Source organism: Streptomyces sp. NPDC025651 (genome assembly GCF_055558735.1).
In genome coordinates, this window is sequence record NZ_JBVHLZ010000006.1 from 347,733 (window position 1) to 373,861 (window position 26,129).

Below are 26,129 nucleotides of genomic sequence, written 5' to 3' on the forward strand. Positions count from 1 at the left end.
TCACGAGCGCATGACGGACACCTCGGTGCGTGCCGTCGGCTTCGGGCGCAGGACGCCCGCCGCGCAGGCGGCGACGGCACAGAGGGCCACCGGCAGGAAGAACGTGAGGTTGAGCGGCATGAAGTGGGTCAGCGGTCCGATGACCGCGGGCCCGGCGAGCATCCCGACGTAGCCGAGCCCTGCGACGCGGGAGACGTTGGCCCCGGCAGCGTCCTGGTCGGCGTGTCCCGCGGCGCTGAAGAGCTGCGGGACACAGCCGGAGAGACCCGCGCCGAACACGGTCCAGCCGATCAGGGCCACCGGCACCCAGGGGGACAGCGCCGCCACCGTCAGACCGAGCCCGGCCACGGTCGCGCCGTGGCGCAGGACGGCCACCGGGCCGAAGCGCGCGGCCACCCGGTTGGCGAGCAGCCGTCCGACGGTCATGGCCGTGGCAAAGGCGCCGTAGGCGAGGGCGGCGGTGGCGGCGGGCGCGTCCAGGACGTCGCGCAGCTGCAGCACACTCCAGTCGTTGGCGACGCCCTCGCAGAGCATGAGCATCAGCGCGAGTGCGGCAAGTGTCCATATCCGCCGCGGAGTTCGGCGGCGTGACGTGGAGGCCTCGGGCGCCTGCGCGGTCACGGCCTCCGTACGCGACGCGGGCTCGGGACGCAGCAGCGCGGGGGCGGACAGCGCGGCGACCGCGAGCCCGAGCAGCGCCACCGCGCCGAGGGTCGTCGCGGGGCTCCAGCCCCAGCCGAGAGTGCGGGCGCCGACCAGCGCGGCCAGGACGCCGCCGATGGAGAACGTGGCATGGAAGGCGGACATGACGGGCCGCCGGTAGCCGCGCTCCACCTGGACGGCGTGGGCGTTCATGCTGACGTCCAGGCAGCCGTTCCCGAGGCCGAGCGCCAGGAGTGCCGCGCCCAGCGTCCAGACGTTCGCGGCGAGACCCGGCAGGACCAGGGCGGCGCTGCACAGAGCCGCACCGGCGGGCACGACGGTGCGGGCGCCGAGACGGTCGGTGAGCGGGCCGACGACCTGCATGCCGACGAAGGCACCCGCGCCGAGCAGCAGCAGGAGCCAGCCGAGCACGGCGTGGCCGATGCCGGCCTGGCGCTCGACGGCGGGGATGTGGACGATCCACATCCCCATGAGGAAGCCGTTCAGGGCGAAGTAGGCGAAGGTGGCCAGTCGCCCGGCCCGCAGTGTTCTCTCCATGACTTCGAACATAACGAACAGACTCCGTGTTTGGTAACTTGATTTACGAACATCAATAATGTTTGATGTGGGCGTGGCCAGTACCGATCGACTGAGGCAGATCACCGACGCCGTGCGCGACGCGGGGCGGATCGGTGTGGCGGAGCTCGCCGAACTCACCGGCGCCTCCGAGATGACCATTCGCCGCGACCTGGAGGCCCTGGCCGAACAGGGCGTCCTGGAGCGCTACCGCGGGGGCGCGCGAAGCCTGCTGCTGCGCGGCGAGGAACCGCCGTTCGCCCTGCGGGAGCGCGAGGGGATCGAGGCCAAGCGCCGCATCGCCGCCGAGGTGGCGGAGCTGATCGCCGACGGGGAGTCCGTGGTGGTCGACAGCGGCACCACCTGCCTGGAGGTCGCCCGCGCGCTGGAGCACCGGCGCCTGACCGTGATGCCGCTGTCCCTGCACGCGGTGAACGCGTTGACGGGTGCGCCCCAGGTCACCCTCCTCGTGCCCGGCGGCAGGCCACGCCCGGGCGAGCTGGCCCTGACCGGCCCGCTCACCGCCGCCTCCCTCGCCGCCCTGCGCTTCGACACCGCGGTGGTCGGGTGCTGCGGGCTGACCGCGGCGGACGGCCTGACGGCCTACGACCTGGACGACGCCGCGGTCAAGCGCGCGGCGATCGCGTCGGCCCGCCGCGTCATCGCCGTCGCGGACGCCGCGAAGCTCTCCCGTACCGCCCTGGCCTTCGTCGCCCCCGCCTCCGCGCTGCACGCCGTCGTCACCGACGAGGCGGCGGGCGAGGAGACCGACGCGCTGGCCGCGGCGGGCGTGACCGTACGAAAGGTGTGACCCCCTTGAACAACTCGGCTCAGCGGTACGGCAGTTCCCCGACCCCCGGCACCGCCCACGATGTCGTGCTCTTCGACATGTTCGGCGTCATCGCGTGCCATCAGTCCCAGGACGGCAAAGACCGTCTGGCCGCCGTCGCCGGGGTGCCCGAACCGGCCTTCTGGGAGGCCTATTGGGGGCTGCGGCAGCCCTACGACCGCGGGGACGTGACAGGCCCCGCGTACTGGCGGAGTGTGGCCGACGCCCTCGGCGTCGACTTCGACCGGGACCGGGTCGCACGGCTCGTCGAGGCCGACCTCGCCAGTTGGAGCACCGTCGACGACACCATGGTCGCGCTGATCGAGGAACTGGCGGGTGCGGGGCGGCCGATCGCCCTGCTGTCCAACATCCCCGAAGAGCTGGCAGTCCACTACGAAGAGCGGTACTCCTGGCTCAAGCACTTCCAGGTGTGCGCCTTCTCCTGCCGCATCGGGCACGCCAAGCCCGAACCGGGCGCCTACCACTGGTGCCTGGACGCGCTGGGCGCCGAGCCGGACCGCGTCCTGTTCGTCGACGACCGCGAGGAGAACATCCGGGCCGCCCAGGCGAGCGGCATGCGCGGACACCCCTTCACGAGCCCCGCCCACCTCAGGGACGCCCTCGGCCTCAGCGCGTGATCGCGCCCAGCAGCGCCTTCGCGCAGAGGTCCCGCACCTGACCCCGCGTCAGGTCCGGCTCCTCCAGCCACTCCAGGCAGACGGCCACCATGAACGCGAGCCACCCGCGCACGGCCAGGCGCAACGCGGGCAGGTCCTGGGTGATCCGGGCCGCGTCCGGATCCGCCGCGAGCGCCGCGAGGATCTGGCGCTCCTGGGCCGCGAGACCGTTCCGGTAGACCTCGCGGACCAGCGGGTCGCCCGCCGCCTCCGCCCGGTGGAAGGCGCGGAAGCCCTGCGCGTGACTCTCCACATAGCCGAGGAACGCGTCGAGTCCCGCGCCGATCTGCTCCCGCACCGGCAGGCCGGGGACGGCCGCCGTCAGCCGCAGCATACGCTCGCTCTCGCGGTGCACGACGGCGGCGAAGAAGTCCCGCTTGGTCGGGAAGTAGTGGTACAGCAGGCCGCGCGAGACACCGGCGATCTCCGCCACCCTCTCGATCCACACGTCGTCATAGGGCTTCTGCGCGAACAGCCGCGCCCCGACGGAAAGCAGCTGCTCACGCCGCTCCTCGGTGCTCAGTCTGCGGCGCGTGCGCTCCTGCGGGTTCGCGGCCATGCAGGCACCTTACTTGACGTGAATTCAATAGCGGCACCAGACTGGAAGCTCCTATTGAATCCACGTACAACAGGCCCAAGGGGCCCGTCGGACAAGGGAGATGGGCACATGGCGCAGACGACGCGGTCCGCGGCGGCGAAGGGCCCCAACGGGCGGGGCGGGCCCGTCCCGTCGTCCGGTGGCGCATCCGCCGTCCCTCCCAAGGGGTTCCGCAGCGCCGAGCTCGGCTGGCCCGAGCTGCACCGCATCCCCCACCCGCCGTGCCGGCTCCCGCTGCTCGGCGACGTACTCGGCGCCAACGTCCGTACGCCGCTGCAGGATTCGATGCGCCTCGCCGAGGAGCTCGGACCCGTCTTCCGCCGCAAGGCGTTCGGCAAGGAGATCGTCTTCGTGTGGGGCGCCGAGCTCTGTGCGGACCTCGCCGACGAGTCGCGCTTCGCCAAGCACGTGGGCCTCGGAGTCGCCAACCTCCGTCCGGTCGCGGGCGACGGGCTCTTCACGGCGTACAACCACGAGCCCAACTGGCAGCTGGCGCACGACATCCTCGCCCCGGGGTTCAGCCGCGACGCGATGGCGGGCTACCACCCTCTGATGCTGGACGTCGCACGGCAGTTGACCGCGCGCTGGGACGAGCGGGAGACCGCGGGCCGGCCGGTGGACGTGCCGGGCGACATGACGAAACTGACGCTGGAGACGATCGCCCGCACCGGCTTCGGGCACGACTTCGGCTCCTTCGAGCGGTCCGCGCCGCACCCGTTCGTGACGGCGATGGTCGGCACCCTCTCCTTCGCCCAGCGCCGCAACGTGGTGCCGCCGTTCCTCGCCCCGCTGATGCTGCGCGGCGCCGGGCGGCGCAACGACGCCGACATGGCGTACCTCAACCGCACCGTGGACGCGGTGGTCGCGGCCCGCCGCGCCTCGTCGGGCCCCGGCGGCCACGGGGACCTGCTCGACCGGATGCTGGAGGTGGCGCACCCCGAGACCGGGGAGCGGCTCACTCCGGAGAACATCCGCCGACAGGTCATCACGTTCCTGGTGGCCGGGCACGAGACGACCTCGGGCGCCCTGTCGTTCGCGCTGCACTACTTGTCGCGCTTCCCCGACGTGCTCGCCCGCGCGCGGGCCGAGGTCGACGAGGTCTGGGGGTCCGAAGGAGAGCCCGCGTACGAACAGGTGGCCAAGCTGCGTTACGTGCGCCGGGTGCTCGACGAGTCGCTGCGGCTGTGGCCGACGGCTCCGGGGTTCGCGCGTGAGGCGCGCGAGGACACCGTGCTCGGAGGTGTCCACCCGCTGCGCCGGGGCGCGTGGGCGCTGGTTCTCGCGGCCATGCTGCACCGCGATCCGGCGGCGTGGGGCGAGCGCCCCGGGGAGTTCGACCCCGACCGGTTCGCCCCTTCGGCGGTACGGGCCAGGCCCGCGCACGTCTTCAAGCCGTTCGGCACCGGAGCGCGGGCCTGCATCGGACGTCAGTTCGCGCTGCACGAGGCGACGTTGGTGCTCGGCCTGCTCCTGCGCCGCTACGACCTGCACGCGGAGCCCGGCTACCGGCTGCGTGTCGCCGAGCGCCTGACCCTCATGCCGGACGGCCTCACGCTGCGCCTCACCCGCCGCGCCCCGGCCGCGTAGGGCGCCATTGTCAGACCCGTGCGCGAGAGTGGAGATGGCATCGCCGCGATGCCGCCCATGCCACCCAGCGCAGAGGAGTCGCTCGACATGACCGGCACGACGTCCGAGGAACTGCTCGCCGCCCAGGCCTGCTTGCGTCTGCTGCACACCGCGCGGGCCGCCCTGTCCGACTCCGCGTCGGTCTCGCCCGCCGCCGCGGCGTCGCTGCTCGCCGGGCCGATCGCGGAAGCCGACGACGCCCTGCGCCGCGCGGGCCTCGCGGGCAACGAGGCAGTGCTCATCAACCGCATCTACGACCTCGCGTCTCCCCCACGACCCGAGGACGACGCCCGTCGTACGGTGCCTTCACCCGTGGCCCGTTCCTGCGCGCGCGAGGGCAGCCAGTCATGAGCGGGGCGGGCGGGAGCGGCGGCGCCGCCGACTCCCCGAAGGGCAACGCCTCGTACGGCCACAAGGAGTTCAAGCGCTCCAAGAGCCACTTCGCGGACCGCGTCACCGCCGACGGCAGGGACGGCTGGCCCGTCGAGGCGGGGCGCTACCGCCTGGTGGTGAGCAGGGCCTGCCCCTGGGCGGGCCGGGCGCTGATCGCGCGGCGGCTGCTCGGCCTGGAGGGCGCCGTGTCCCTGGCCGTCACCGACCCGATCCAGGACGACCGGAGCTGGCGCTTCACCCTGGATCCGGACGGCCGCGACCCCGTCCTCGGCATCCGCTTCCTGAGCGAGGCGTACGAGGCGCGGGAGACCGGTTTCCCGGGCGGTGTCAGCGTCCCCGCGATCGTGGACGTGCCCAGCGGCAAGCTGGTCACGAACGACTTCCAGCAGATCACCCTGGACTTCGCCACGGAGTGGACCGCGCTGCACCGGAAAGGCGCCCCCGACCTGTACCCCGAGCCGCTGCGCGACGAGATCGACACGGTCGTCGAGGGCATCTACCGCGACGTCAACAACGGCGTGTACCGCGCGGGCTTCGCCCCCGACCAGGGTGCGTACGACGAGGCGTGCCGCGCCGTGTTCCGCCGCCTGGAGCTCACCTCGGAGCGCCTGGCGGCACGGCGCTACCTGGTCGGGGACACCCTCACGGAGGCGGACATCCGCCTGTTCTGCACGCTCGTGCGGTTCGACGCGGTGTATCACGGCCACTTCAAGTGCAACCGCCGCAAGCTGGCCGAGGACCCGGTGCTGTGGGCGTACGCCCGGGATCTGTTCCAGACCCCGGGCTTCGGCGACACCATCGACTTCGACCACATCAAGCGGCACTACTACCAAGTGCACACGGGCATCAACCCGACCGGCATCGTGCCCCTGGGCCCCGACCTCGCCGGGTGGCTGACGCCGCATCACCGGGAGGATCTCGGCGGCCGGCCGTTCGGCGACGGCACGGCGCCCGGGCCGGTGCCCGCCGGGGAGGAGGTGCCTGCCTCGGGGCGGCCGTGAGAGCGCCGGGCGCGGCTACCGCCCCAGCTTCTCCAGCGGGTCCTTGCCCGGCTGCCAGGTGTACTTGTCGCCGCCCACCCAGCGCACGGCGTCCGGGTCGTCGAGGTCGTGCACGGTGATGCCCGCCATCGCTGCGGCGTCCAGCACGTCCGTGAGGGTCTTCGCCTTGCCGACCACCTCGCCGTCGATCTCCACGATGCGGAACGGCGGGTTGCCGGGCTGGACACCGAGGACGGTGATCCGGGGGTTCGCCATGTACAGGTACGCGCTTTCGCTCATGCCTGGAACTCTTCCACGATGCGCCGCGGAAGCGCCTCGCCAGTCGGCCGCTCGGGCTACGCTGTGCCCGCGCCCTCGCGGCCCCCTGCCGGCCGCCGCCCGGCGGCTCCCCGTGCACCACGTGCCGCGCGTACGCCATGAACCGCCTGTTCCGGACGAGGAGTTCGCCTCACCCGCTCGGCACCACCCGCGCCCAGGCAGGCGTCCACGTCGCTCCGTCGCGGTCGTCCGTGCCTGCGGTCCCGAGGTGGTCGCGGAGCCTGGACCCGCCGCCGACGCGCTCGCACAGCCCATGGTCGCGGGCCAGGGGCGGGCCGGTTGTTTGATCAGGTGGCCTGCCCCCGGCTTGGATGTCGGGGGCAACGCGAAGTTGTCCGAGGGCAGCACCAGGTTGTCCGGCGGGAAGGACGAGGAGCACGCAAGGCATGGCGGGGAGGCGGTCGCTGGGGCGGCGGTTCGGGTGGCTCTGGACGGCGTACACGATCAGTACGTTCGGCACGCGGCTCGCCTTCGACGCGTTCCCCCTGATCGCGATCCTGGTGCTGCACGCCGACGCGACGCGGGTCGCGGTCCTCGCGGCCGCTGGTCTCGCGGTCGGCGCGGTGGCCGCGATCCCGCTCGGCCCGTGGGTGGAGTTCCGCCGCAAGCGCCCGGTGATGGTGGGGATGGACCTGGTCCGGTGCGCGGCCCTGCTGACCGTCCCCGCCGCGTACGCGCTCGACCTGCTGAGCTTTGGACAGCTCCTCGTCGTGTCGGTGGTCGTCGCGGCGGCCGACATCACCTTCGGCGCGGCGAGCGGCGCGTACCTCAAAGCGCTCGTGCCCCCCCGAGGACCTCCTCGTCGCGAACGGCCGGTTCGAGTCCACGGCCTGGACCGCCACCATGCTCGGGCCGCCGCTCGGCGGGGCCGCGGTCGGCGTGTTCGGCCCCGTGGTCACCGTAGTCGCCGACGCGGTCAGCTATCTGCTCTCGGCACTGGGCATCCGCGCGATCGGCGGCAAGGAGCCGCGCCCCGTGCGCTCCGGCGCGGCGGCGCCCCGGCTCCGCGGGCGCGATCTGCTCGAAGGCTGGCGGTTCATCCTGGGCCATCCGGAGCTGCGCCCGCTGTTCTTCAACAACCTCCTGGTCAACGGCCTGATCATGGCGGCCACTCCGCTGCTCGCCGTCCTCATGCTCGGCCCGCTCGGCTTCGCGCCCTGGCAGTACGCCCTCGCCTTCGCGGTGCCGTGCGTGGGCGGTCTGATCGGCTCGCGCCTGGCCCGGCGCCTGGTCGCGCGGTTCGGGCAGCGCAGGGTCCTGCTCGCCTCGGGCGCGCTGCGCGTGTGCTGGCCCCTCGGTCTGGCCTTCGTCCACCCCGGCGTCAGCGGTCTCGCCCTCGTGATGGTCGTGGAGTTCGGGCTCATCACCTGCTCGGGCGTGTTCGCCCCGGTCGTCGCCACCTACCGGCTGGAGCGGACGCCGGCGGACCGGGTCGCCCGCACCCTGTCCGCGTGGTCGATCACGGGCAAGACGACCACCGCCGCCATCACCGCGCTGTGGGGGCTGCTGGCCGGTGTCACCAGCCCCCGCACCGCGCTGGCGGCCGCCGGCCTCCTCATGCTGGCCACGCCACTGCTGATGCCTCGGCGGGTGCGTACGAAACCGGAGCCGGCGGAGGTGCCCACGGCAGGCTAGAGCAGCCGCCCGGTGTGCCTGCCGGCCAGGGCAGCGGCCCGGTCGGCGCGGCCGCCCGGGGGCTGCGCGGCCACTCGCTCAGCGCGGCACTCGCTCAGCGCAGCCGCTCGATCGCCTTGAGCACATGCCCCGCGCCGTCCTCGGCGGCCATCGTCCGGGCGAGGCGGGTCGCGGCTCGTGCGTACGGCTCCTCGTGGACCGCGCGGCCGAGCGCCTCCGCGAGACGGGGCGCGGTGAGGTCCTTGAACGGGACGGGTGCGGTGGCCGCGCCCAGGGCCGCGAGCCGGGCGGCCCAGAAGGGCTGGTCGGCGGTGACCGGCACGGGCACGGCGGGCACTCCCGCGCGCAGCCCTGCCGCCGTGGTGCCCGCGCCCGCGTGGTGGACCACGGCCGCCACGCGCGGGAAGAGCAGTGCGTGCGGCACCTCGCCGACGGCGAGGACGTCGTCGCCGGACGCCACGAGCCCGGCACGGCCCGCCTGCAGCACGCCCCGAAGCCCGGCGGCCCGCAGCGCCTCCACCGCGATCCCGCCCAGCCGATCGCCGTCGCCGCCCGCCATGCTGCCGAACCCGATGAACACCGGCGGCGGCCCGGCCCGCAGGAAGTCGTCGAGCTCCGCCGGGAGCGCGCCCGCCGGGTCGTGGTGCGGCCACCAGTTGCCGACGACGTCGAGCCCGGGGCGCCAGTCCGCGGGGCGCGGCACCACGGCCGGACTGAACCCGTGGAGCACCGGCCAGCCCGACCGCTCCTGGCGCGCGCGGACGGCGCCCGGCGCCGCGGCGGGCAGCCCGAGGCGTACGCGCAGATCGCGCACCGCGTCGGCGTAGACGCGGTCGACCATGCGCAGGGAGAAGCGGCCGAGGGCGCGGTTGCCGAAGCCGCCGAGCGAGCGGGTGCCGCCGACGGCGGGCGGGAACTCGCGGGTGGGGTGCGCCGGTTGCAGATACGCCCCGACGGCAGGCACGCCCATCGCCTCGGCCAGCTGCCAGCCGAGGGGGGCCGTGGTCGTGGAGAGGATCAGCAGGTCGGCGCCGCGTACGGCGGCGTCGACGAGGCCGCCGCCGAGGCCGCGCACGAAGGTCGCGGCGGTCCGCATGAGTTCTTTGCGCCCGCCCGCGCGCTGCTCGGCGTCCGGTCCCGCGGGGACCTCGCGGAACCGCAGGCCCGCGGCCTCGACGAGGGGTTCGAAGGAGGCGTGCGTGGCGATGGCCACGTCGTACCCGGCCTCGCGGAGCCGGGCGCCGAGGCCGGTGTAGGGGGCGACGTCGCCGTACGATCCGGCGGCGGTGACGAGGATGCGGGTCATCGGTTTCCTTCGGCTTCTGGGGCGGTCCCGGAGCCCTCCGGCGCGCGAGTCTCAACCTCAGGTCCAGGGTGAGAGTTCGCCTCGGACTCATGCCGCCCCTGAGGGCTCGTCAGGGTCTTGGCATTGGCCTGGACAGCCGTACGCAGATACGCGGCGAGGCCCGGTCGCTGCTGGGAGGGCGGTACGACGAGGGCGAAGGCTCGCGGGTCCTCGGCGAAGTCGTCCGCGATGCGCAGATGCATCTCGGGCGGGCACGGGGTGAACCAGCGGGCGATGTGCCGCCGGTGCGCCTCGGCCAGCTCCCGCGCCCGCTCGCCCTCCGCGGGCTCCCCCGCGTCATGGGCGGCGATGAGCTCGTCGCGCCATCGCGCGGCCTCGCCCATCAGCCGCGCCCAGTCCTCCTTGGAGTGCGCGGCGGCGCTCCTCATCGCGGCCCGGTGCCCCGCGCTGTCCTGCCACTTGAGCTCGGCCTCGGTGGCGTAGCTGAGGTCGAAGGTGATCTCGCCGAACACCTCGAACCGCTCACGGGGGCTGAGGGCCACGCCGGTCTGCTGCACCTCCATGGCGCGTTCGGCCACCTCGACCAGGCGCTCCAGCTTGCCGATCTGCTCCCGCAGCGTCCGGCGTCTGGCCTTCAGCTGGTCGAGGGCGTTGGCCTGCGGGTCGGCCAGGATCTCGGCGATCTCGTCGAGGGTGAAGCCGAGTTCGCGGTAGAAGAGGATCTGCTGCAGCCGGGCCAGGTCGGCGTCGTTGTAGAGGCGGTATCCGCCCGCGCTCCGTTCGCCGGGCGTGAGCAGCCCGGCGCGGTCGTAGTGGTGCAGGGTACGGACGGTGACCCCCGCGAAACCGGAGACCTGCCCGACGGTGTAACTCATGGACCTCGCCTTTCGTCGACGTACAGCCTGAAGCCTGACGCGACGTGAGGGTCAACCCGGGCCGGCCGAGGCGACCGCGAGGGACCGGGCGGGGCTGCCGCGGAGCTGCCGGAGTTCAGGCTCGCCGCAGCGATCCCGGAGTGCGGCCCGCGAACTTCCGGACCGTGCGGGTCAGGTGGGCCTGGTCCGCGAAGCCCGCGTCGGCGGCGGCTCCGGCGATGACGCCCGCGCCTCCCGCGCCCTCCCCGTCCAGGAGCGCGGCGACCGCGGCCCGCAGCCGCTGCCACTGGCGGAGCGTGCTCAGCGGGATCCCCAGGTCCGCCGCGACCAGGGCGCGCAGCCGGGCCGGGGACAGACCGAGCTCCGCGGCGACGGCGTCGATGCGGCCGACCCGAGCGGATGCCCGTACGGCATGGAGAACGCGAGGGTCGACGCGGGCCCGCGCTCCGAGGAGCGCGGTCACCTCGCCCCGCAACGCCTCCACGTCCGGCCCCGCCCCGTCCCGCACCGCGGAGAGGAGGCGCCGCACGGCCCGGCGACCGAGCCACGCGGGCCCGGCCAGGCCGCCGGGCAGACACCAGGCTTCGAGAAAGACGGCGACGAAGGGCGAGGAGGTGCCGCAGGTGTGCGCGTACTGCGGCGGCACCAGCACTCCGGCCCCCGCCGCCTCCCCGACCATGGCCTTGCCGCCGTCGGGCAGGACGAGCTTCCAGGCGGGGTGCCGGTGCCGGGAGACGGCGTACGCACGGGGTTCCGCGAAGACGGCGGTGTCGGGGGCGAGAGCGAGAGAGGCCGGGCCGGGACCATGCCCGTCCACACCAAGAACGCCCCGCTCCGCACCGTCGACATCCTGCCCCACACCGCGAGCACCCCACCCCGCACCGTGGGCATCCTGCCCCGCACCGCGAGCACCCCACCCCGCACCACAAGCGTTCCGTTCAATACGGCACTCGCGGCTCGTCCCGATCATCGCCGCATGCCCACCTTCACAGCCCCCGCACTCGCCGTCTTCCTGTCCTGTACGGCCCTCGGCCACGTCGTCTTCCCCACATACTTCCGCACCTTGGTCCCCGCCTGGCTCCCCGCCCCCTCCGCCGTCGTCGCCGTGAGCGCGGTCGCCGAACTGGCGGTGGCCGGGCTGCTGTTCACCCCCGCCACGCGCACGCCCGGCGGCTGGGCGGCGGCCGCACTGATCGCCTGCTTCCAGGCCTCCCATCTGGACGCCGCGCGGCACACCCGCACCGCCACCCGGTTCCTCGACACGGCGTGGGGCGTGGCGGCTCGACTCGTCGTGAACGCCGCCTACATCGCCTGGGCCGTGGCGGTCGCGGTCGCCGACCGTTGAGCCGCCAGTTGTTAATGGGATCCATTTTCATATAGCGTGCGGACCATCAGGCCCGCCACCCCACCGCACACCCCCGGAGGACCCCATGGCCGTACCCAAGCGGAAGATGTCCCGCAGCAACACCCGCCACCGCCGCGCACAGTGGAAGGCGAGCACCCCGCAGTTGGTGCCGGTCACCCTCGACGGCGTACGCCACATGGTGCCGCAGCGCCTGGTCACGGCGTACGAGCGCGGCCTGATCCACCCGGAGGGCTGAGCGCGAGGGCCCGCGCCCAGCCCCCTCGGGGCCGGCTCCGCGACTCCCTAGCCGTCGACAGGTTCGAGGTAGCCGTGATCGAGCAGCCACTTCACGTTGAGGCGCTGCCCCTCGCCCGGGTCGAGGAAGACCGGGTCCAGCTTGATCTGCTGACCTCGTCCCGGCTGCTCGAACCAGGGCGCGATGCTGCCCTGCCAGACGTAGAACGGCTTGCTCACCTCGTAGACGCGGTAGTCGCAAGCAAAGGCGGCGTCACGGGTGTTGAGGTTCTGCGGGGGCAGCGCACGCTTCGCGTAGGCGTCCCCGGCGGGCGCGAGGTAGGAACCGAACTCCGAGCCGAAGCGATCCAGCTCCTCGCCCTTCTCCAGAAGTTCGGGGTGTTTGTCGATCTCGCCGTTGACGGTGTCGAAGCCGTCGTTCGGCGGGTACTTCCAGCTGCCGGTGTCCGCGGGGCCCTCCCAGTACTTCTTCAGGAAGGCCTTCGGCGACAGCTTGCCGGTCCGCTTCCAGTCCTTCAGGAGCGGGCCGACGGGGCGTTCCCACTTCTTGGGTAGCCACTTCGGGCCGAGGCGGGTGTCACCGAGGAACTCCCCCGTGCACGGTTCGTGCGCCGCCGCCCCGGACACCGGGGGCGCCGGCGCGGCCGTGGCGCTCGCGGCGGGCGCGGCCGCCATGGTGGTGGCGACACCGAGCGCGGCCAGAACGGTACGTATTCGGATCACATGACCGTGGTCCACTCAGCAACTCCTCGTGCGTGTAGTCGCGTTCGGCACGGCGCATGCCGAACGCTCTTTGACTGCGGTCCATTTGACTGCGGCCTACATCGATCGCTCGCACACCGTATAGGAGCAGTGGCTCTCTGTGGTCGCATTCCCTTGCGCCGCATGCCCGTTGGCCGATTTCAGCCGTCGGCCGCGGACGCGCACACCGGGCGGCTGCGGGTCGCGTACGAACGGGCCGCCACCAGCAGGGCGCCGCCGAGGCCGCCGAAGGAGCGCCCGCCGAGCACCACCATCCACGTCATCCCCGCGCCGGTGGTGAAGACTCCGGACGGCTCGATCCGCTCCATGGCGCCGAGCGCGGCGAGCGGGGCGCAGACGAGCAGCACGGCGCCGTACGCCGCGAGGGCGGCGGTGTGGTGCAGTCCTGGCTCCCACCGGGCGTGCCTCTTGTCCGCGTCATCGTGCACAAGGCACTGTGTCTGCCACGTCCGTCACACCCGTCACCACCGACGCATGAGGTGCAGCCATGAACAGCGGAGCAGGGCCGGCCGGGGACACCGGGGCAGGAAGCGGCCCCGGGCGGCGGCGGTTCCTCGGCGTGCTCGCGGGGGCGACCGCGGCGGGCGCGACGTCCTCGGTCGCGGCCTGCGCGTCGCCGGCCCCGCGGGACGAGGAACGGCCGGATCGCGCGCGCCGGGGCGCCGCCTCGTCGGCGGCCCACCGTCCGCGCCGCGAGCGGCAGTTGTTCCTGGGGACGTACACCTCGCAGGAGGGCGGCGGCTCGGGCATCGGCCTCGCGACGTACGACGAGGTGACGGGCCGCGTGACCGGCACGGGCACGCTCACCGGCGTCCCCGACCCCTCCTATCTGGCACTGCACCCCTCGGGGCACACCCTGTACGCCGTCAACGAGCGGGACAAGGGCGGTGTGACGGCAGTCGCACTCTCCCCCTCCGGCGAGCACGAGGTGCTCGGTACGCGGGACACGGGCGGGGCGGGGCCCTGCCACCTCTCCGTGCACCCCGGTGGCCGGTGGCTGCTCAGCGCGAACTATCTCTCGGGCAGCGTGGCCGTCCACCCCGTGGCGACGTCGGGCGCGCTGGGCGAGCGGACCGACGTGGTCACGCACTCCGCGCCGCCGCCGGGCCCCGGCCAGGAGGGCCCGCACGCCCACCAGATCATCACGTCCCCGGACGGTCGCCACGTCCTCGCCGTCGACCTCGGCAACGACACCGTCTACACGTACCGCCTCGACGAGAAGGCGGGCACCCTCAAGCGCGTCTCGTACGCGACCCTGCGCCCGGGCGCGGGACCGCGCCACCTCACCTTCCACCCTTCGGGCCGCTTCGCGTACCTGGCCAACGAGGTGGACGACACGGTCGTGGTCTGCGCGTACGACCCTTCGTCCGGCCGTCTCGAGCCGGGCGAGCCGCAGTCGACCGGCACCGGCGAGGGCACCAGCTACCCGGCGCAGATCGTGGTGACGCGCGAGGGGCGCTTCGCCTTCCTGGCCAACCGGGGGCACAACAGCATCGCGCGGTACGCGATCGAGCGCGGCGGCGCCCGGTTGCGGCTCCTGGACACGGTCGAGGTGGGCGGTGACTTCCCCCGGCAGCTCGCGTTCTCCCCGTCCCAGCGGCTGCTGTTCACCGCGAACCAGAAGTCGAGCTCGGTGAGTGTCTTCCGGGTGGACGGGCGCAGCGGCGAACTCACCCTGACGGGAAAGCCGTTCGCGGCGCCGACGGCGGTGTGCGCGCTCCCTCTGTGAGTCCTGCCTGTACCGCCCTTGAGCTTTTCTCTACCGCCTTTGAGCTCGTCTCTACCGCCCGTGAGTACGAGGAGCAGGGGACGGCGCGGTGGCGGCGCCGGTGTCACGGTCGGCGCAGAAGGCCGTGTTCACGGCCGCGCGGAAGTCCCGCTCTCCCTCTTCGCTTCCGGGGAGTTGATTGAGGGCGAGGGCGACGGTGCGCCCGCCCGGCCCGACCGCGCCGAGAGCACGGTGGCCGCCGGGTACCGTGCCGCCGTGCCCGTACCAGCGGCCGCCGCAGTCCAGCGGAGTGGAGATCAGGCCGAGGCCGTAACGGGCGCCGGGCCAGAGCCGGTCGGGATCGGCGGGGACGGTGCGCTTCATCTCGGCGACCCATCGCGCGGGCAGCAGCCCGCCGTCCATGAGCGCGCGGAAGAACCGCTCGACGTCGGAGGGCGTGGAGACGAGCGCACCGCCCGCACCACCGAAGGTCATGTTCCACTCGGTCCCGTCGACCCGGGCGGAGTCGGCGCCGCCCGCCACGTCGGCATCCGTCCCGCCCTCCGTGTCGCCGTCCATGAAGTCCGTGTCGCCGTCCATGAAGTAGCTGCGCGAATGCGCACCCCGAATACGCGTCTCGTCACCGGGCCAGTACGTGTCGCGCAGACCGAGGGGTTCGATGATCCGCCGGGTCACCTCGGCCTCGATGTCACGCCCGGTGACCTTCTGGACGATGAGCCCGGCGAGGACGTAATTGGTCGTCGAGTAGGCCCACTTCTTCTTCGGCGGAGGCAACTCCAGTGCCGTCTCGACCAGTTCACGGGCCCCGAAGTGCCGGAACCGCCACTGGTCCAGGGGCCGGGCGGCGATCGCGTCGGCATGGTCGGGCAGCCCACTGGTGTGCTGAAGCAGTTCCCGCACGCTGATGTCGCGCCCGTCGTACCCGTTCCCGCGGATCAGGCCGGGCAGGTACCGCTCGACGGGTGCGTCGAGCCGGATCCGCCCCTCCGCGGCGAGCTGCACGACGACCGTGGCGGTGAAGGTCTTGCTGGCGCTCCCGATCCGCAACCGGTCCCGCACACTGGCGGCGCGCCCGGTGCCCAGATCGGCCACGCCACGGGCCACGCTCCACTCCCCGCAACGCCGATCCACGACTTCGACGACCGCGCCGGGGACACCGTGGCGGTGCGTGAGCCGGTCCAGGGAGCGACTGACGGCGTCACGTGCCGTGTCACAGCCGGAGGGGGAGCCGGGACGGGCCGCCGCGCCGGCCGAGGGAACGGCGCACGCCAGAACGCCCGCCACCGCGGCAGCCACCATCGCCGCACGCCCACGTCGGCACACAGGCAAGGCAGTTGATCCCGCTCCCTCCCTCACCCCTCCGCCCGTACCCGCACCCGCACCCGCGCCCGTGTCCTCACTCGATCCAGCGCCCTCACTGCATTCACGATGCCGTAGATGAGTCATGCGCCAAGACGCTAGCGCCCCACGCACCGCGGATCACCACAGCGGGCCCATGAGCCCTACGGCTTCCTGAAGCCCACCTGGCTCGCCCTCGCCACGATCTCGACCTCGTCGCCCAGCGCCCACTCGGCGACGCGCGATGCCGTGGCCGCCGGGACGACGTCACTGATGCCCTCCGCGGCCGGGATGTCGTACGTCCCGTGTGCGTCGTGGGGCAGGACGACGCGGAAGTCGAGCTCCAGCGCCGTGCGGGCCGTCGCGCTGACACACATCTCCGACATCACGCCGCAGATGGCCAGTTCCTTCACGCCGGCGTCGCGCAGCAGCTTCTCCAGGTCGGTTTCCTCGAAGCCGTCGTCGGCGGTCTTGCGCAGGAGGATCTCGCCGCGGTCGGTGTCGACGGGCAGATGGATCTCCCAGCCCGGGGTACCGGGTTCGTCGGGAGTGCCAGGCTGTCCGTCGTTCTGCAACTGGACGACCAGCGCGCCGCTTTCGCGCGCCCTGGCCAGCAGGTCGCCGACCCGGTCGAGGAGGCGTTCCGCGTCCGGCACCGCCTCGTCGCCGGTGACGAAGGCGGACTGCATGTCGACGACGATGAGGGCCTGTACGGGCGCGACGGGCTCCATGGGCTGTGTGGGGCCCGAGTTCGTGTTCGGGTTCGTCTTCTCTGTCACCCCGCCATCATGCCTGCGCGACGCGGGGCGCCGCTCTCGATAACGTACGTGAGTATGAGCACGGAACTGACCGTTCTCCTCGTCTGCGCAGCCGTTCTGGTCGCCGTGACGCTGGCCGTCGCGATCACACTCCTCGTACGTCTCGTCCGGACCCGTCGCGCCCTGCGCAGAGCCGGAGTTCCCGTCGAACGGGAGTGGGTCTTCTGGGCGGCGATCGCCTATCTCGTGCTCCCCGCCGACCTGTTGCCCGACCCCGTCTTCCTCGACGACATCGGGGTGCTCGCGCTGGCCCTGCGGTCGCTGCGGTCAGCCTCCGACGGGCCGTCCGCGCCGGGTCGTTGAGAGGCGGGCCTTCATGAGGAGCGCGTGCATGCAGTCGGTGACCTGCGTGACGTCCTCGACGGTCTGGTGGAACGGCAGGCGCACGTCCGCCTGGCTGCGGGCCCGCTCCAGTCGCAGCGAGATCCCGTGCCGGTCGATGGCGAGCGGGCGGACCCGCACCACGCCCTGCAGACTGTCCGGGCTGATGAGCCGGGTGAGCTGCTCGACCGCGTCCGGGTGGGCGTCGGCGAGGTGGGTGAGCAGCCGCGACTCCGCCTCGGCGAGCGGATCGGGCACGGTCAGCGCCAGTTCGTCGAGCTCGACGCCCACGCGCTCGCCGGTGGACTCGTGCAGCACGGCACAGGTCGGCTCGAAGACGAGGTGCTCCCCGTCGTACGCCAGCGACCCGGAGAGCCAGAGCCGTGCGCGGATCCGGTCCCTGAGCGGCACCGGCGCGACGTCGGCGAACTCGAGCAGCGTGGACGGCTCGCCGCGCGGCGCGCAGATGAGGGCGGCGGCGAGCGCGCTGTCCTCGGGCGGCGACAGCCTGATCCTGCCGTCCTCGGTGACGCTGTGCGCGCCCACGAGTTCGTCCTTGCCGATCTCCGTGGTCACCGCGCAGGACCATGCGGTGGCGAGCACTGAACGAGCACGTGCTGCCGCTGTGGGCACGGCCGTGCTGCTGTGACGGACACCCATCCTCAACCTCCATTAGGTAAGCCTTGCCTAACTTATCGGAGATCGCGGGACAGGGCCAGTACGCGTCATGGCCCCGCGCGGCGAACCACGCGGGGCCATGAGGCATACGTCAGTTGAAGGTGCGGGGTTCCCTGCCCCGAAGGCGTCCGAGTCCCGAAGGCGTCAGTGCCCCCTGGCGATCCACTCCGCCAGGTGCGGCGCCTCGGCGCCGACCGAGGTGCTGTCGCCGTGCCCGGTGCGCACCACCGTCTCGGGGGGCAGCGTCAGGAGCCGCTCCTCGATGGACTCCACGATCGTCGGGAAGTCGCTGAAGGAGCGGCCCGTCGCGCCCGGGCCGCCGGCGAAGAGCGTGTCGCCGGTGAAGACCGTGCCGAGCGCGGGGGCGTACAGGCTGACCGCGCCGTGGCAGTGGCCCGGCGTGTGCAGCACCCTCAGGGCCGTGCCCGCGACGGTCAGCTCCTGGCCGTCGGCGAGCTCGCCGTCCGGGGCGCGGTCGGGGTGGGTCGTCTTCCACAGCTCCGCGTCCGCGGGGTGCAGCAGGATCGGCGCGCCCGTGCGGGCGGCGAGGGCCGGGGCCGCGTCGATGTGGTCGTCGTGGGCGTGCGTGCAGACGATCGCGACGAGGCGGCGCTCCCCCACCGCGCCCGCGATGGCGTCCGCGTCGTGCGCGGCGTCGATGACGACGCACTCGCTGTCGTCGCCCACGATCCATACGTTGTTGTCGACCTCCCAGGTGCCGCCGTCCAGGGAGAAGGTCCCGGACGTCACGAGGTGGTCGATCCGCGCGCCTCCGCCGTCGTTGACCGCCATCAGAACATCACCACCGAACGCAGGACGTCGCCGTGGTGCATGCGCTCGAAGGCCTTCTCCACGTCCTCAAGGGCGATGGTCTCCGTGACGAAGGCGTCCAGGTCGAGGCGCCCCTGCCGGTAGAGGTCGATGAGCATCGGGAAGTCGCGGGACGGCAGGCAGTCCCCGTACCAGCTCGACTTGAGCGCGCCGCCGCGCCCGAAGACGTCGAGCAGCGGCAGCTCGATCTTCATCTCCGGGGTCGGCACCCCGACGAGGACGACCGTGCCCGCCAAGTCACGGGCGTAGAAGGCCTGTTCGTACGTCTCCGGGCGGCCGACCGCCTCGATGACGACGTCGGCTCCGTTGCCGCCGGTCAGCTCGCGGATGGCCTCGACGGGGTCGGCGGAGCGGGAGTTGACGGTGTGCGTGGCGCCGAGGCCCTTCGCCGTCCGAAGCTTCTTGTCGTCGATGTCCACGGCGATGATCCGCGCGGCCCCTGCGAGGCGGGCGCCGACGACCGCGGCGTTGCCGACGCCGCCGCAGCCGATGACCGCGACCGAGTCCCCGCGGCCGACGTCGCCGGTGTTGATGGCGGCGCCGATGCCCGCCATCACACCGCAGCCGAGGAGTCCGGCGGCGGCGGGCGAGGCGTCCGGGTCGACCTTGGTGCACTGCCCCGCGGCGACCAGCGTCTTCTCCGCGAAGGCGCCGATGCCGAGCGCGGGCGAGAGCTCGGTGCCGTCGGCCAGGGTCATCCTCTGCTCTGCGTTGTGCGTGGCGAAGCAGTACTGCGGGCGGCCGCGCAGACAGGCGCGGCACTGGCCGCACACCGCACGCCAGTTGAGGATCACGAAGTCGCCGGGCGCGACCTCGGTGACGCCCTCGCCGACCGACTCGACGACGCCCGCCGCCTCGTGCCCGAGCAGGAACGGGAAGTCGTCGTTGATCCCGCCCTCCCGGTAGTGCAGGTCGGTGTGACAGACCCCGCACGCCTGGACCTTCACCACGGCTTCTCCCGGGCCCGGATCCGGGACGGTGATCGTCTCGATCCGTACCGGCTCGCCCTTCGCGCGTGCGATCACGCCCTGCACTTGCTGCGCCATGACTTCAGCCCTTCTTTCTCTTCACGTCTTACCTGTCTCATCGTTACAGGTCGGGCACCGGCTGTCCCAGGGGGGCGCCCCACCGAAGCAGCTGCTCCATGACCGGGACGGGCAGCGACGGGTGCCGGGCCGCGGCCTCGGCGATGCCGGTGTCGGTGTCGGTGTTCCGCAACATCCGCACCAGCACGCGCGCGGGCAGTCGAGGATGGCTCGAAGCGGCGTACCGCACGCCGTCGTTCGGGTCGTCGAGCAGCCGCACGGCCGACGCCAGGGTCAGCCGGGGGTCGGTCGCGGCCCGGTACCGCACTTCGTGGTCATCATCTCGACTGAGTCGCTCGACAAGGTCGGCTGTCGATTCCGGATCGTCCAGTGCCAGACGGCGCATCCTCGGGTTCGTGTCGTCGGCATAGCGGAGCAGGCCGTGGCGGGGGAAGTTCGGATGGCTCCGGGGGCGATCGGGCGTGCTGAGGCTGCCGGTCCACCACTGCCACACGCGCAGCAGCATGTCGGCGGGCGCGTCGTCGCAGGATTCGGCGAGGAAGAGCTGGACGACGCGGTCCTCGTCGCGGGCCAGCCGCTCCACGACATCCGGCGGCAGACGCCTGGCACGAGCGACGCTTCTGCGTACGAGGGGATGGGAGGAGGCGGCGAGACGACGCATCGCGTCCGGCTCGTCGTGCAGCGCCACGACCCAGTCGAGCGCGTGGCGATGAACGCCCGGATCGAAGTCGACGGCGACGCCCGCCCGCTGCTCCTCGGTGAGATCGGGGCGCGTGGAGACCTCGAAGCGGACGTCTTCCTCGGGATCCCGGGCGAGGCAGGCGACCAGGTCCGGGTCGAGGCGCGGGTTGCCCGCGAGGGAGCGGCGCTGGGTGGAGGTGCCGTGCCGGGCCAGGTGCGCGGCGAGTTCGCGCTCCAGGTGACAGGTCCGCACCGCGCGCTCGGCCAGCCCCCACTCCCCTCCGAAGTCCGCGGAGGCGAAGACCGGCCGCGGCATCGGATGCTCCTGGTGGTGCTCAACCAGCGCTCTGGTGCGTACGTTGTTGTCGGGGTCGCCGAGCAGCGCGGTGCGGGCCGGGCCGTCCAGGTGGGGCCAGGCTCTGCGGCAGGCCGAGGCGCGTACGAACGGATCGGCGTCGCCGACCAGGGCGGTGAGTACGCGTACGGGCAGTCCGCGAAGACCGACGGCCTCCGCGCGGATCCGTGCGGACCGGTCGGCGGCGAGCTGTTCGCAGGCGGTGTCGGTGAGTTCGGCGCCCCGGTCCACCGCGATGGTGGCAAGGACCCAGCGCCGCCGGTCGTCCGGCTCGCCCAGGATCAGGCGGGCCCGCTGGTCGGCCGTGATGTCCGGCTGGCACTCGGCCAGGAACGTCCGCATCGTCCAGTCCGGGTGGACCATGAGCTCCTCGACCACGGCCGTCGGCAGGGGCCGCAGCATGAGGGAAGGGGACCGGCTCCGCTTCAGGAGGCCGACGCGCAGGTCATCGGGGAGGTTCGGGTTCCCTGCCAGTCCCTTCGCCCAGATCTCGCCGAGCCGCTCCGGGGGCGGCGGCCCGTCGAGCAGCGCCGCCCAAGCGGCTTCCCGCTCCGCGGAGGTCTCTTGGGCGGCGGCCAGGGAGGCGGCTTCCTGCCGCTCCGGGATGCGGTCGAGCACGACGAACCGGGCTTCGTCCTTCTCGATGACCGCTCGTATCAGGGCGCTCCCGTCCGCGGAGATCGTGACGAACTCCGGGCGGCCTGGCCCCTCGCCGAGCACTCCGGCGAGGTCCCACCGGTCGGAGAGCCTCACCCGTGTCCACCTCCGGGGCGCGCAGCGCGTCCGGTCACCGGCGACATCGATGTGGATGTCGAAGTCGATGTGGATGTCGATGTCGATGAGGAACTCGCCGTCGCCGCCGATGATGCCGTGGCTCACCGCCAGTTGGTGCCACCGCGTGTTCGCGCCCGCGGCTTCTCCCCTTGCCACCACGGCTGGTTCGGCCTCGCCCGAACCGGCCATGCGCCAGGCGGCACCGGTCGGCAGCACCTTCTCGAACCGCCCGTCCCCCACGACTTCCAGCCCGGCACGCCGCAACAACTCCGCAAGGTCATCTCTCCCACCCGTCATGGGAGCCCATCCTGCCCGCGCCGCTCGGCGACCGGAAACGGTTGCCACAGACAATTGTTGTCTTTCGCACACCCCATGGCGCATCCTGGTGCGACCGTCCACACCGCCGCGGTCCCGCACCGCCGCGGCCCCGCGCGGGACCCGCCCCTGGGAGGCAGCCATCGCCGCCACACGCTCCGACGCCGCGACCGCGGGGTCCGGTGCCGCCATGGACTCCGACGAGCCGTGGATGCGCTCGCTGCACGCCGACACCGGCTACCTCCTCTACCGCATCGGGCTGCGCTCCGGGCAGCTGTTCAACGCCACGCTCCAGGAGTCGGGCCTGCGCCTGCGGCACTACGCGATCCTGCGCTACCTCGCGACCGTCGAAGGCGCCCTGCAGCGGGAGTTGAGCGACCGGCTCGGATACGACCCCAGCGCCATCGTCGGCCTCGTCGACGACCTGGAGCGGCAGCGGCTGGTGGAACGCCGCCCCTCCCCCACCGACCGCCGTCGGCGCATCGTCGTCCTGACGGAGGCGGGCGGCGACTTCCTGCGCGACACGGACGCCGCGGCCGCACGCGTACGGGACATCCTCCTCGCCCCGCTGGAAGAGGCCGACCGGCAGACACTGCACCGACTGTTGCAGCGAGTCGCGCAGGCGCCGGGAACGGAGCCGCCGCCGAGCCGGCCCATGGCGATCTAGGGTGAGCGGGTGGACGCTCCCCCCACCCTTCTCGCCGCCCGGACGCTCCTGCCGGTCGACACGGCACTCGCCGTCACCCTGCTCGTCCTGCTGCTGGCCGCGGCGACGACGGCGGCCCTCTTCCGCCTGTCCCCCGACGGCTCGCGGGGCAGGGCCCGCGACATCCTGGTCGCGGGAGTGCGCGCGACGGCCCAACTCGCCGCCGTCTCCCTGGCGATCGGCTGGGTCGTGCACCACACGGCGGCGCTGTACGCGTTCCTGCTGCTGATGTTCGCCGTGGCCGCCCGCACCGCCGGGCGGCGCATCACGCCGAACGGCACCTGGTGGTGGGCGGCGGTGCCGATCGCGGGCCCGGTCGCCCCGGTGGTGACGGGCCTGACGCTGGCCGGGCTGCTGCCCGTGCGCGGCATCGCCATGATTCCCGTGACGGGCATCCTCATCGGCGGCGCGCTCACCGCGACGGTCCTCGCGGGCCGCCGGTCCCTGGACGAACTCCGCACCCGGTACGGCGAGTTCGAGGCGGGCCTGGCCCTGGGCCTCCTCGACAGGGACGCCCGCCTGGAGCTGATCCGCCCGACCGCGTCGGACGCCCTCCTGCCCGGCCTCGACCAGACCCGAACGGTGGGCCTGGTCACCCTCCCCGGCGCTTTCGTGGGAATGCTCCTGGGCGGCGCGTCCCCACTGCTCGCCGGAGCGGTCCAGCTCTTCGTCCTGATCGCCCTGATGGCCATCCAGGCGATGGCCGTGGCGCTGACGGTCGAACTGGTCGCGAGAGGGCGGCTGCACCGGGAGGAGCCGGACCGCCCTGCCGGGGCGGCGCCCCCCGCGTCCAGCGGCGCGCCCTAGACCGCGTTCGGGCACCCTGAACCGCAGGCGTAGGCTCGGGCGCATGTCTGTCTACGAAGAAGAGATCGGCGCCCTGCAGGGCGGTTCCGCGGAGCTCGGGCAGTACACGGGCAAGGCCGTGCTCGTCGTCAACGTCGCCTCCAAGTGCGGCCTCACCCCTCAGTACGCGGGTCTGGAACGGCTGCACGAGCAGTACGCGGGGCGTGGGTTCAGCGTGCTCGGCGTGCCCTGCAACCAGTTCATGGGGCAGGAGCCCGGTACGTCCGAGGAGATCGCCGAGTTCTGCTCGGCCACGTACGGCGTGACCTTCCCCATGACCGAGAAGGTCGACGTCAACGGGGCAGGCCGGCATCCGCTGTACGCCAGGCTCGTCGAGGCCGCGGACGACGAGGGTCACACCGGGGACATCCGTTGGAACTTCGAGAAGTTCCTGGTCAACGCTGACGGCGAGGTCGTCGCCCGGTTCGGGCCGCGTACCGAGCCCGACGCCCCGGAGGTCGTCGCCGCCATCGAGAAGCACCTTCCCGCCTGAGATCGGGAACGACTTTCGTCCAGGGGGCGTCGACCTTCGGCCGACCCCCTCGCGGGGCCCCGCCGCCTAGCGTCGAGGCATGGCTTCCACCTGGCGGCTCGGCCCCGCTCTCGCGCTCTTTGTGCTGGCTCCCTTCGTCGGCGAGTTCCTGCTGGGCAATCTCACGGTGGCCGAGTTCGGGCTGGGGATCGTCCTTGCGCCGCTGTACGGCTGCGGTGCGCTTCTGGTGCGGGAGTCGGCCCGGCGGCACGGGGGCGGCTGGCCGACCATGGCTCTGCTCGCCGCCGCCTACGCGCTGATCGAGGAAGGCCCGGTCGACCAGCTCCTGTGGAACGACTCCTACGCCGGACAGGACCTGCTGCACGGACCGTCCTTCCTGCCCGGGATCGGCATGAGCGTCGAGCTGACGCAGGGCATCCTCGCGCTGCACACCGTGTGGAGCGTCCTCGTACCCATCGCGCTCGTGGAGACATGTGCCGTGGGGCGGCGGACCACTCCCTGGCTGGGGCGTACCGGCTTTGTCGTGACCGGTCTCGCCTTCGCGCTCGGTGCCGGGCTCGTCTTCTGGGGGAATTACGCCGAGGAACACTTCCTCGCCTCGCCCGCTCAACTCGCCGCCGTGGGTGCCGTCGTCGTCGCCCTCGTTCTGTTCGCCTTCCGTGTGCGGTCCTGGCGGCCCCGTCCCCTGCCCGGGGGCGCGCCCGCCCCCTGGGTCGTCGGCGCCGCCGCCCTGGTCGGGACCAGCCTCTACTGGGGCCCCTCCGTCCTCGTCACCGCGGACGCCTATGAATGGGTCGGTGTCGGGGTGTGGTGCGGCGTCGCCGCGGGTGGAGCCGTCGCCGTACGTCGCTGGTCGCGGCGGCACGGGTGGGGGCAGCGGCACGTCTTCGCGCTCGCCGCGGGGGCGCTGATGACCTATGTGTGGACGGCCTTTCCCGTCCGGCCCGAGGGCGGGGGGCCGTTGTCGGTGGACCTGATCAGCAACGCGGTGTGCGCCGCCGTCGCGACCGCCGTTCTCCTCAGGGCCGCCGCCGCGCTCCGCGGGTCAAGTGACGGTGCGCCACCTCCCACCGGCCGGCCGATACCTCCAGCCGGGCCAAGCCGATCTGCGGACTTCGGAGCGCGCTCCTACGGTGACTGAATGGTCATCAGGTACCTTTCGCGCTCCTCCTCCGTACGCACCGCGGCCCTCGCGCTCGGGGCTCTGGTCCTCCTGTCCTCACCGGTCGCGGCCACCGAGGTCCCGGCCGAACCCGCGCCGCCCCGGCCGCTTCCCGCGTACTCGTCCACCCTCCTCGACCGGCCGGGCACCCAGGTCAGGCCCAACCATGGCGCTCCCGCGCTGCCCGGGGACGTGTCCGCCCTCTCGTGGCTGGTGGCGGACGCCCGTACGGGCGAGGTGCTCGCCGCCAGGAACGCGCACCGGCGGCTGCCGCCCGCCTCGACCCTCAAGTCCCTGTTCGCCCTGACGGCCCTCCCCCGTCTCGACGCCGACAGGCGCCACATCGTCGCCCGGCACGAACTGGCAGGTGTGGGCGAGGGCAGCAGCCTGGTGGGCGTGGCGGAGGGCCGCGCCTACCGCGTCGCCGACCTGTGGCGCGGCGTCTTCCTGAGCTCGGGCAACGACGCCGTGCACGTCCTCGCGGGGCTCAACGGCGGGGTGGACAAGACCGTTCGGCAGATGCGGGCCAAGGCCCGCGAGCTCGGCGCGCGCGACACCCACGTGGTGTCGCCCGACGGCTACGACGCCGCCGGACAGGTCTCGTCCGCGTACGATCTGGCGATCTTCGGCAGGGCCGGGATCGCCGACGCCGAGTTCGCCCGCTACTGCGCCACCCGCGTCGCGAAGTTCCCCGCGGGCGGCTGGTCGTACCCCATCCAGAACACCAACCGCCTGCTGACCGGCGCCGACGGCGTGGCGCCCTACCCGGGGCTGCTCGGCGTGAAGAACGGCTACACCAGCCACGCCGGCTCCACGCTGATCAGCGCGGCCGAGCGCGGCGGGCGCACGCTCGTCGTGACGGTGATGAACCCTCAGGCGGGCGGCGGGCGCGCCGTGTACGAGGAGACGCGGTCGCTGCTCGACTGGGGCTTCGCCGCCGCCGGGAAGGTGCGCCCCGTGGGCTCGCTGCTGCCGCCCGCGAAGTCGGCCCGCACGGCGCAGGGTCCTGGGCACCCCGCCGCACGGACGGCCGCCGCCCTGACCGTGGAGTCCGACGGCTCCGACTGGCCGGCGGTCCTGATGGTCGTCACGGGCTCGGTCGCGCTCCTCGCGGGCCTGGTCGTGGCGGTCCGGCGGCGTACGGCTACGGTGGCCCGACGCACGGACGCCGCACGGGAGTTCGTGGAGTGAGCCGACG

The 26,129-nt window shown here is 72.9% G+C and carries 28 protein-coding genes and 1 pseudogene; 15 read left to right on the plus strand and 14 right to left on the minus strand.

Features of this window, described 5'->3' with window-relative positions; genetic code table 11:
- Positions 1 to 1,200 (minus strand): MFS transporter, encoded by a 1,200-nt coding sequence (locus tag ACZ4D5_RS23160; RefSeq protein ID WP_467774280.1) that lies wholly within the window; start codon positions 1,198 to 1,200, stop codon positions 1 to 3.
- Between the two features lie 73 nt (positions 1,201 to 1,273).
- Between ACZ4D5_RS23160 and ACZ4D5_RS23165 the strand changes: the two genes are divergently transcribed.
- Positions 1,274 to 2,029 (plus strand): DeoR/GlpR family DNA-binding transcription regulator, encoded by a 756-nt coding sequence (locus tag ACZ4D5_RS23165; RefSeq protein ID WP_467774281.1) that lies wholly within the window; start codon positions 1,274 to 1,276, stop codon positions 2,027 to 2,029.
- Between the two features lie 5 nt (positions 2,030 to 2,034).
- Positions 2,035 to 2,685, plus strand: coding sequence for an HAD family hydrolase (locus tag ACZ4D5_RS23170; RefSeq protein WP_467774282.1), 651 nt, complete (start codon positions 2,035 to 2,037; stop codon positions 2,683 to 2,685).
- Here ACZ4D5_RS23170 and ACZ4D5_RS23175 read toward each other — a convergent pair.
- A complete protein-coding gene (locus ACZ4D5_RS23175; protein WP_467774283.1) occupies positions 2,675 to 3,283 on the minus strand; it encodes a TetR/AcrR family transcriptional regulator in 609 nt (202 codons plus the stop codon). The genes ACZ4D5_RS23170 and ACZ4D5_RS23175 overlap by 11 nt on opposite strands.
- 108 nt (positions 3,284 to 3,391) lie before the next feature.
- Here ACZ4D5_RS23175 and ACZ4D5_RS23180 point away from each other — a divergent pair, with 108 nt between their 5' ends.
- Genes ACZ4D5_RS23180 through ACZ4D5_RS23190 form a run of 3 tightly spaced genes read left to right on the plus strand, consistent with a single transcriptional unit; the run spans position 3,392 to position 6,342 of the window.
- On the plus strand, positions 3,392 to 4,909 hold the full coding sequence (locus ACZ4D5_RS23180) for a cytochrome P450 (RefSeq protein ID WP_467774284.1): 1,518 nt from the start codon (positions 3,392 to 3,394) through the stop codon (positions 4,907 to 4,909).
- 57 nt (positions 4,910 to 4,966) lie between these two features.
- Positions 4,967 to 5,299 carry a hypothetical protein gene (locus tag ACZ4D5_RS23185; protein ID WP_467774285.1) on the plus strand — a complete coding sequence of 111 codons (333 nt, stop codon included), beginning with the start codon at positions 4,967 to 4,969 and terminating at the stop codon, positions 5,297 to 5,299.
- Positions 5,296 to 6,342 carry a glutathione S-transferase family protein gene (locus ACZ4D5_RS23190; RefSeq protein ID WP_467774286.1) on the plus strand — a complete coding sequence of 349 codons (1,047 nt, stop codon included), beginning with the start codon at positions 5,296 to 5,298 and terminating at the stop codon, positions 6,340 to 6,342. Before ACZ4D5_RS23185 ends, ACZ4D5_RS23190 begins: the two co-directional genes overlap by 4 nt.
- A gap of 15 nt (positions 6,343 to 6,357) precedes the next feature.
- On the opposite strand, the gene ACZ4D5_RS23195 is transcribed toward ACZ4D5_RS23190, so the two are convergent.
- Positions 6,358 to 6,621, minus strand: a complete 264-nt coding sequence (locus tag ACZ4D5_RS23195) for a hypothetical protein (protein ID WP_467774287.1) — start codon at positions 6,619 to 6,621, stop codon at positions 6,358 to 6,360.
- Positions 6,622 to 7,046: 425 nt separating this feature from the next.
- Here ACZ4D5_RS23195 and ACZ4D5_RS23200 point away from each other — a divergent pair.
- Positions 7,047 to 8,295, plus strand: a pseudogene (locus ACZ4D5_RS23200) (MFS transporter).
- A 94-nt stretch (positions 8,296 to 8,389) separates the two neighbouring features.
- Here ACZ4D5_RS23200 and ACZ4D5_RS23205 read toward each other — a convergent pair.
- From ACZ4D5_RS23205 to ACZ4D5_RS23215, 3 genes are all read right to left on the minus strand, one after another.
- The gene (locus ACZ4D5_RS23205; RefSeq protein ID WP_467774288.1) at positions 8,390 to 9,601 is read right to left on the minus strand and encodes a glycosyltransferase; all 1,212 of its coding nucleotides are present in this window, start codon (positions 9,599 to 9,601) and stop codon (positions 8,390 to 8,392) included.
- Positions 9,598 to 10,476: a MerR family transcriptional regulator gene (locus ACZ4D5_RS23210; RefSeq protein WP_467774289.1), complete on the minus strand. Its 879-nt coding sequence runs from the start codon at positions 10,474 to 10,476 to the stop codon at positions 9,598 to 9,600. The genes ACZ4D5_RS23205 and ACZ4D5_RS23210 overlap by 4 nt, the downstream gene beginning before the upstream one ends.
- Positions 10,477 to 10,591: 115 nt before the next feature.
- Positions 10,592 to 11,335 carry a helix-turn-helix domain-containing protein gene (locus ACZ4D5_RS23215; protein WP_467774290.1) on the minus strand — a complete coding sequence of 248 codons (744 nt, stop codon included), beginning with the start codon at positions 11,333 to 11,335 and terminating at the stop codon, positions 10,592 to 10,594.
- Positions 11,336 to 11,452: 117 nt separating this feature from the next.
- Between ACZ4D5_RS23215 and ACZ4D5_RS23220 the strand changes: the two genes are divergently transcribed.
- Entirely contained in the window at positions 11,453 to 11,821 is a 369-nt protein-coding gene (locus tag ACZ4D5_RS23220) for a hypothetical protein (RefSeq protein ID WP_467774291.1), read from the plus strand.
- A gap of 85 nt (positions 11,822 to 11,906) precedes the next feature.
- On the plus strand, positions 11,907 to 12,077 hold the full coding sequence (gene rpmF / locus ACZ4D5_RS23225; RefSeq protein WP_467774292.1) for a 50S ribosomal protein L32: 171 nt from the start codon (positions 11,907 to 11,909) through the stop codon (positions 12,075 to 12,077).
- A gap of 47 nt (positions 12,078 to 12,124) precedes the next feature.
- On the opposite strand, the gene ACZ4D5_RS23230 is transcribed toward rpmF, so the two are convergent.
- Positions 12,125 to 12,799 (minus strand): TNT domain-containing protein, encoded by a 675-nt coding sequence (locus ACZ4D5_RS23230; RefSeq protein WP_467774477.1) that lies wholly within the window; start codon positions 12,797 to 12,799, stop codon positions 12,125 to 12,127.
- 179 nt (positions 12,800 to 12,978) lie between these two features.
- Complete coding sequence (locus ACZ4D5_RS23235) at positions 12,979 to 13,266, minus strand: hypothetical protein (protein WP_467774293.1); 288 nt, start codon at positions 13,264 to 13,266, stop codon at positions 12,979 to 12,981.
- A gap of 59 nt (positions 13,267 to 13,325) precedes the next feature.
- Here ACZ4D5_RS23235 and ACZ4D5_RS23240 point away from each other — a divergent pair, with 59 nt between their 5' ends.
- Entirely contained in the window at positions 13,326 to 14,567 is a 1,242-nt protein-coding gene (locus ACZ4D5_RS23240; RefSeq protein ID WP_467774294.1) for a lactonase family protein, read from the plus strand.
- Positions 14,568 to 14,618: 51 nt separating this feature from the next.
- Here ACZ4D5_RS23240 and ACZ4D5_RS23245 read toward each other — a convergent pair whose 3' ends face one another.
- Both ACZ4D5_RS23245 and ACZ4D5_RS23250 read right to left on the minus strand, forming a co-directional pair.
- Entirely contained in the window at positions 14,619 to 15,866 is a 1,248-nt protein-coding gene (locus ACZ4D5_RS23245; RefSeq protein ID WP_467774295.1) for a serine hydrolase domain-containing protein, read from the minus strand.
- A gap of 203 nt (positions 15,867 to 16,069) precedes the next feature.
- Positions 16,070 to 16,636, minus strand: a complete 567-nt coding sequence (locus tag ACZ4D5_RS23250) for a cysteine hydrolase family protein (protein ID WP_467774478.1) — start codon at positions 16,634 to 16,636, stop codon at positions 16,070 to 16,072.
- A gap of 102 nt (positions 16,637 to 16,738) precedes the next feature.
- On the opposite strand from ACZ4D5_RS23250, the gene ACZ4D5_RS23255 reads away from it, so the two are divergent.
- A complete protein-coding gene (locus ACZ4D5_RS23255) occupies positions 16,739 to 17,026 on the plus strand; it encodes a YkvA family protein (RefSeq protein ID WP_467774296.1) in 288 nt (95 codons plus the stop codon).
- Here ACZ4D5_RS23255 and ACZ4D5_RS23260 read toward each other — a convergent pair.
- The 4 genes from ACZ4D5_RS23260 to ACZ4D5_RS23275 form a co-directional block, all read right to left on the minus strand.
- The gene (locus ACZ4D5_RS23260) at positions 16,991 to 17,704 is read right to left on the minus strand and encodes a DUF2470 domain-containing protein (protein WP_467774297.1); all 714 of its coding nucleotides are present in this window, start codon (positions 17,702 to 17,704) and stop codon (positions 16,991 to 16,993) included. The genes ACZ4D5_RS23255 and ACZ4D5_RS23260 overlap by 36 nt on opposite strands.
- A gap of 162 nt (positions 17,705 to 17,866) precedes the next feature.
- Positions 17,867 to 18,514 carry an MBL fold metallo-hydrolase gene (locus ACZ4D5_RS23265; protein ID WP_467774298.1) on the minus strand — a complete coding sequence of 216 codons (648 nt, stop codon included), beginning with the start codon at positions 18,512 to 18,514 and terminating at the stop codon, positions 17,867 to 17,869.
- Positions 18,514 to 19,599 (minus strand): S-(hydroxymethyl)mycothiol dehydrogenase, encoded by a 1,086-nt coding sequence (locus ACZ4D5_RS23270; RefSeq protein WP_467774299.1) that lies wholly within the window; start codon positions 19,597 to 19,599, stop codon positions 18,514 to 18,516. The genes ACZ4D5_RS23265 and ACZ4D5_RS23270 overlap by 1 nt, the downstream gene beginning before the upstream one ends.
- A 43-nt stretch (positions 19,600 to 19,642) precedes the next feature.
- Entirely contained in the window at positions 19,643 to 21,706 is a 2,064-nt protein-coding gene (locus ACZ4D5_RS23275; protein WP_467774300.1) for a PE-PGRS family protein, read from the minus strand.
- Between the two features lie 208 nt (positions 21,707 to 21,914).
- Here ACZ4D5_RS23275 and ACZ4D5_RS23280 point away from each other — a divergent pair, with 208 nt between their 5' ends.
- The 5 genes from ACZ4D5_RS23280 to ACZ4D5_RS23300 all read left to right on the plus strand — a co-directional run bounded on the left by ACZ4D5_RS23280 (position 21,915) and on the right by ACZ4D5_RS23300 (position 26,122).
- Positions 21,915 to 22,391 (plus strand): MarR family winged helix-turn-helix transcriptional regulator, encoded by a 477-nt coding sequence (locus ACZ4D5_RS23280; protein WP_467774479.1) that lies wholly within the window; start codon positions 21,915 to 21,917, stop codon positions 22,389 to 22,391.
- Between the two features lie 9 nt (positions 22,392 to 22,400).
- Positions 22,401 to 23,237, plus strand: coding sequence for an ABC transporter permease (locus ACZ4D5_RS23285; RefSeq protein WP_467774301.1), 837 nt, complete (start codon positions 22,401 to 22,403; stop codon positions 23,235 to 23,237).
- A 43-nt stretch (positions 23,238 to 23,280) separates the two neighbouring features.
- Positions 23,281 to 23,769, plus strand: coding sequence for a glutathione peroxidase (locus ACZ4D5_RS23290; RefSeq protein WP_467774302.1), 489 nt, complete (start codon positions 23,281 to 23,283; stop codon positions 23,767 to 23,769).
- 79 nt (positions 23,770 to 23,848) lie between these two features.
- Positions 23,849 to 24,910 carry a DUF998 domain-containing protein gene (locus tag ACZ4D5_RS23295; protein ID WP_467774303.1) on the plus strand — a complete coding sequence of 354 codons (1,062 nt, stop codon included), beginning with the start codon at positions 23,849 to 23,851 and terminating at the stop codon, positions 24,908 to 24,910.
- Positions 24,911 to 26,122, plus strand: a complete 1,212-nt coding sequence (locus ACZ4D5_RS23300) for a D-alanyl-D-alanine carboxypeptidase family protein (RefSeq protein ID WP_467774304.1) — start codon at positions 24,911 to 24,913, stop codon at positions 26,120 to 26,122.
- Positions 26,123 to 26,129 lie beyond the last annotated feature (7 nt).